Source organism: Arthrobacter sp., from assembly GCF_030540645.1.
GTDB lineage: Bacteria > Actinomycetota > Actinomycetes > Actinomycetales > Micrococcaceae > Specibacter.
In genome coordinates this window covers 1512-5624 of record NZ_JAUNVV010000090.1, presented here as the reverse complement: position 1 = coordinate 5624, position 4113 = coordinate 1512, and the positions used below count along the sequence as shown (strand labels likewise).

At 62.0% G+C, this 4113-nt stretch carries 5 protein-coding genes; all 5 read left to right on the top strand.

Going from position 1 to position 4113, the window contains the following annotated elements; all coding sequences use genetic code 11:
- Positions 1–124 precede the first annotated feature (124 nt).
- A complete protein-coding gene (gene dgoD / locus Q4P21_RS13910) occupies positions 125–1270 on the top strand; it encodes a galactonate dehydratase (protein WP_303389342.1) in 1146 nt (381 codons plus the stop codon).
- Between the two features lie 11 nt (positions 1271–1281).
- Positions 1282–2196, top strand: a complete 915-nt coding sequence (locus tag Q4P21_RS13905) for an SMP-30/gluconolactonase/LRE family protein (protein ID WP_303389341.1) — start codon at positions 1282–1284, stop codon at positions 2194–2196.
- Positions 2193–3104: a sugar kinase gene (locus Q4P21_RS13900; RefSeq protein ID WP_303389340.1), complete on the top strand. Its 912-nt coding sequence runs from the start codon at positions 2193–2195 to the stop codon at positions 3102–3104. The genes Q4P21_RS13905 and Q4P21_RS13900 overlap by 4 nt, the downstream gene beginning before the upstream one ends.
- Positions 3097–3747 (top strand): bifunctional 4-hydroxy-2-oxoglutarate aldolase/2-dehydro-3-deoxy-phosphogluconate aldolase, encoded by a 651-nt coding sequence (locus tag Q4P21_RS13895; RefSeq protein WP_303389339.1) that lies wholly within the window; start codon positions 3097–3099, stop codon positions 3745–3747. Before Q4P21_RS13900 ends, Q4P21_RS13895 begins: the two co-directional genes overlap by 8 nt.
- The coding region (locus Q4P21_RS13890) for a winged helix-turn-helix transcriptional regulator (protein WP_369598903.1) at positions 3737–4113 on the top strand (377 nt) is incomplete at its 3' end. The genes Q4P21_RS13895 and Q4P21_RS13890, both read left to right, overlap by 11 nt.

Here is a 4113-nt window from a genome sequence, read left to right as displayed (position 1 = left end):
ACGCCCAACATGCCTACAATCTGAATAATGTTGTCATTTCTATTGACAGAAATTGGAGTGGTGTGTCGTGGAATCGTGTGTTCCGCGCACGCAGGACTGAAGATCTTGGACTAAGGGATGAAGCATGAAGATTACAAAGATTGAGACGTTCCAGGTTCCGCCGCGCTGGCTGTTCCTCCGCGTCGAGACAGAGAGTGGTTTGGTGGGCTGGGGCGAGCCCATCGTTGAAGGGCGAGCCGAAACTGTGGCTGCCGCCGTAGCTGAAATGTCCGATTACCTCATCGGTGAGGATGCCTCCAAAATTGAGGACCACTGGCAAGTCCTCACCAAGGGTGGCTTCTACCGCGGCGGTCCCGTCTTCTCCAGCGCGGTGGCCGGCATTGACCAAGCGCTGTGGGATATCAAGGGCAAGGCATTGGATGTCCCCATCTATGAACTTCTCGGCGGACCCGTTCGGGACAAGGTGCGCATGTACACCTGGATTCACGGTGAGAGTCCAGCAGAGCTTGCGGATTCAACACGCGAAGCGATGGCGGAGGGCTTCACCGCCGTGAAGTTCTGCCCCGCAGGCAAGCTTGCACCTCTGGACACGGCAGCCACCATCCGTAGCATGGTGAACTCACTCGCTGCGGTCCGCGAAGCTGGCGGCGATGAATTAGACATTGCCTTGGATTTCCATGGCAGGTTCACCCCGGCCATGTCGCGGCGGATTCTGCCGTTGATGGAAGAGTACCTGCCCATCTTTGCCGAAGAAGTGCTTTTGCCAGAGCTGTCCGGTGACCTTGGTCTGATTGCCCAGGCCACGTCAATTCCACTAGCGCTGGGGGAGCGCCTCTACTCCCGCTGGGATTTCAAGACCGTTCTGGGCAACGGCGTCAGCGTTGTCCAACCGGACCTGAGTCACGCTGGCGGCATCTCCGAAGTGCGTAGAATTGCCGCGATGGCGGAAGCCTACGGGGTTCAGCTGGCACCGCATTGCCCGCTGGGCCCCATTGCCTTGGCCGCCAGCCTCCAGGTGGACATCGCCAGCCCCAACTTCCTGCTCCAGGAGCAGAGCCGCGGCTCCGGATACCAGGAGGGCCCGGACCTCTTTGACTATATGGAGGAGCCGGAAGTCTTCAACATGGGAACGGGTTACATTGCCCGGCCGGTGGCTCCGGGGCTGGGCATTGGCATTGATGAGGAAAAGGTCCGTCATGCCGCCTTGACCCCACACCGCTGGCGCAACTCCATCTGGCGCCAGAACGACAACTCATTCCTGGAATGGTAGGCGCCGTGCCCGTGGAATTCAGCGCAGTCTGCATGGGCGGTCCACGTGCCGAGTTGGGTGAAACGCCCAGGATCGATGGCCGCAGCGGTGAGCTGCTGTGGACGGACATCACCGGCGGCAAGGTTCACTTGGGCACCATCACCGGAACACGCTTTGAGCTGCTACGCACCCTTGATGTGTCCGGCATGGCTGGGCCGCTCACGCCACTGCCTGACCCCGGGACGGGATGGGTCATGGCACGTGAGAGCGAGCTGGCCCACCTCTTTCACGACGGCACAATTTCTGTGCTGGCATCGCCGGAGGCTGGCCGCCCGACGTCGTTCAATGATGGCGCAGCGGATACCGAAGGCAACCTGTGGGTTGGTTCCATGGGCAGGAACGGCGTTTCCGGGCAGGGGCGCCTGTGGCGCTTCGACACGTCCGGAAACGGCAGGGTTGTCCTGGACGGAATCGGCATCTCCAACGGCGTGGACTTCTCAGCTGACGGCCGCAGTGCCTACTACGTGGACACCAGCACGCGGGTACTCCGCCGCTTCGACATCGATCCGCAAACGGGGATCGTCGGCAGTGCGGATCTTGTTGCCTTCCCGCCGGGAGCAGGCGACACGGACGGCCTGACCGTGGACGACGACGGCTGCATCTGGGTTGCGCTGTGGGACGGGTGGGCAGTCCACCGCTATTCACCCAAAGGTGAGCTTCTCGCCGTCGTCAAGGTCCCGGCGGCACGGCCAACCGCCGTCGCACTTGCGGGGGATCTGCTGGTCATCACCAGCTGCAGCGGGTGGTTGGATGCCGGTTGGGAGCAGGCACAGCCCGACGCCGGGAAACTGTTCTGCGTCAACGTTGGCGTGGGCGGGCCGCCAGCACGCCCCTACCGCGGGCCATTGGCAATTTCAGTGGCAGACGGCTTGGAGGGGACACGATGATCGACGTGCTTGCCGTGGGCGAAACGATGGCCGTTGTTGCTCCGATGGCGGCCGAACCGCTGGAAACCGCCTCCGTCTTTTCAGTTGCAACGGCCGGGGCGGAATCCAACCTTGCCCAGTGGCTGGCCGACTGGGGTCACACTGCTGCGTGGGCCAGCCGGGTTGGTGACGATCCACTGGGCAGGAGGGTGACGCAAGCGCTGGCGAAGAACGGTGTTGACATCTCCTATGTCGCCATTGATCCTGCGGCCCCGACAGGGGTGATGTTCAAGAACCCCGGCGTGGAGTCGACCACGGTGCACTATTACCGAAAAAATTCCGCTGCAGCCCTCATGGGGGCGGCAATGGTGGAGTCGCTGCCGTGGGGCAGGGTGCGGGTGCTGCACCTGTCAGGGATCACACCGGCTCTTTCGGACTCGTGCGCGAAGCTGGTGCAGCGGCTCTTTGACCGGGCAAAGCTGGAAGGCGTGGCGGTGTCATTCGACGTCAACTACCGCCCGGGTCTGTGGAGCGTGGAGAGCGCTGCTGAGGTTTTGTTGAACTACGCACGGCAGGCAAGCTACACCTTCGTCGGCCTGGACGAAGCGCAGACACTGTGGTCGGGGCTTGACAATGCCCGGGACGTGCGGGACTTGATTGGAGGCTCCGCCAGGCTCATCGTCAAGGACGGAGCCGTCGGTGCCACGGAATTCGATGGCATCGCATCCACGTTCGTTCCGGCCTCCGTGGTGGAGGTCGTTGAGGTGGTGGGAGCAGGGGACGCGTTTGCAGCAGGCTGGCTTTCAGCCAAGCTCGAAGGTGGTGAAGCCCTTGACCGGTTGGCAAGGGGCCACCAGTTTGCGGCCCGGGCACTGTCCAGCACCAGTGATTTTCAACCTTTGAAGAAAGTAGCGGCAGACATTGAATAACGAATTCTTTGACAATATGTTCCACAACGCCCCGATCATGGCGATTCTGCGAGGCCTTGGCGTGCAGCGCACCCTCGAGGTCGCCACGATGGCGTGGGACATTGGCGTGACATCCGTGGAGGTGCCCATCCAAACCTCTGAAGACCTAAGGACATTGGAGACGCTGGCGCAGGCTGCCCATGAGCGCGGACTGGTGGCAGGTGCGGGAACTGTCCTCAACGTCATCCATGTTTTACAGGCCAAGGATTGCGGGGCTGCTTTTACCGTCAGCCCGGGAACCAACCTGGAGGTGATCCAGGCGTGCGCAGATGCGGGCCTGGCTCATTTGCCGGGGGTGGCCACCCCCAGTGATATCCAGATGGCCACGGGCCAGGGGTTGCAATGGGTCAAGGCTTTCCCGGCCAGCGTGTTGGGAACGTCCTGGCTGAAGGCGATGGGCGGGCCCTTCCCTGGGATCAAGTTCGTCTCGACTGGCGGCATGGATGCGCACAACGCCCAAGAGTTCCTTGATGCAGGTGCGCGGGTCATTGCGGTAGGCTCCGCTTTGGAAGATCCACGCCAGCTCGGGCTCCTGTCCGGGCTTCTGCGGGAAAGGGCTGAAGTGCCGGGAGATGGTTTGAAGGAAGCAGCGAATGGAAAGTAGCGGGGGTGCCTTGAAGGGCCTGCGGGCGAACAACACCCGCCAAGTACTTGAGCTGCTGTTGAACGAAGGTCCCGTCCATCGGGCTGAGCTGGCGCGGCGCATGAAAACGTCGCGGACCACCATCACCAACATCACCAATGAGCTGTTGGAACGCAACGTGGTGCTGAACCTGAAGCCGGAACATAAATCGATCCGGCGAGGGCATGAACTCGTGGCCATCAACCCCTCGGCCGGTTTCAGCCTCGGGATTGACTTCACCCTGGACAAGGCGGCCATCTGTGTCTCCGATCTGGCCGGCGGTACCGTGGCCGAAAGAATCTTGGCTGTCGATCCCTCCAACACTGCGGACTCCCGCGTGGCGGCTGC